At 48.8% G+C, this 815-nt stretch carries 1 protein-coding gene; it reads right to left on the bottom strand.

Going from position 1 to position 815, the window contains the following annotated elements; genetic code table 11:
* A partial coding sequence (pta, locus tag BCT81_RS02510; protein WP_102423149.1) for a phosphate acetyltransferase occupies positions 1-815 on the bottom strand: 815 nt, incomplete at both ends.

Raw genomic sequence — 815 nt, 5'->3', positions numbered from 1 at the left:
GCCTTAGAGCCAGACACTTTCCCTTGCTGCGCTTGTACCGCGGTAACGGCAATGACGTTAAAGATATCCTCTGCGCAGCACCCTCTTGATAAGTCATTGGCCGGTTGATTCAACCCTTGGAGCAAAGGACCAATGGCGACCGCACCACCTAACCTTTCTGCCAACTTGTAACCTATATTGCCCGCTTCAAGGTTGGGGAAGATCAACACATTGGATTGACCTTTCACTTCGGAATCAGGCAACTTTTTAGCCGCGATTTCGGTAACAATTGCGGCATCAAGCTGAACATCTTGGTCAACCGCAATACCTGGGCAACGCTGTTTGACTATCTGCGCAGCACTGCGCACCTTGTCCACCGACTCATGTTTCGCACTACCGTTGGTGGAGAATGAAAGCATCGCCAACTTAGGCTCTTCCATTAGCAATGCCTGAGCACTTTGAGAAGCGGCTACCGCGATTGATGCCAGCTCCGTTTCATTGGGGTTAATCACCAAGCCACAGTCACTGAAAATCAGACCACCTTTTAGATTATGGAAAGGCTCACACAACATCATAAGGAAGAAACTCGATACCAACTCGCTATCGGGAGCAGGGCCGATGATCTGCAGTGCAGCTCGCACAACATCAGAAGTGGTATACACCGCACCATTTACCGTGCCGTCTACTAACCCTTCCCTCACCATCAAGTTGGCAAAAATAAGTGGGTCTTTAACCTTCTCCAAAGCATCTTCATACGTCATGCCTTTGGCTTTTCTTAACTCATATAGGCGCTCAGCTAATACGACTTTCAGAGCCGACGTTTGAGGTGAAACAAT

It is taken from the genome of Vibrio sp. 10N.261.52.A1 (genome assembly GCF_002876325.1).
GTDB lineage: Bacteria > Pseudomonadota > Gammaproteobacteria > Enterobacterales > Vibrionaceae > Vibrio > Vibrio chagasii.
The sequence above is the reverse complement of the archived record's forward strand: the minus strand, read 5'-3'. Positions and strand labels throughout refer to the sequence as shown.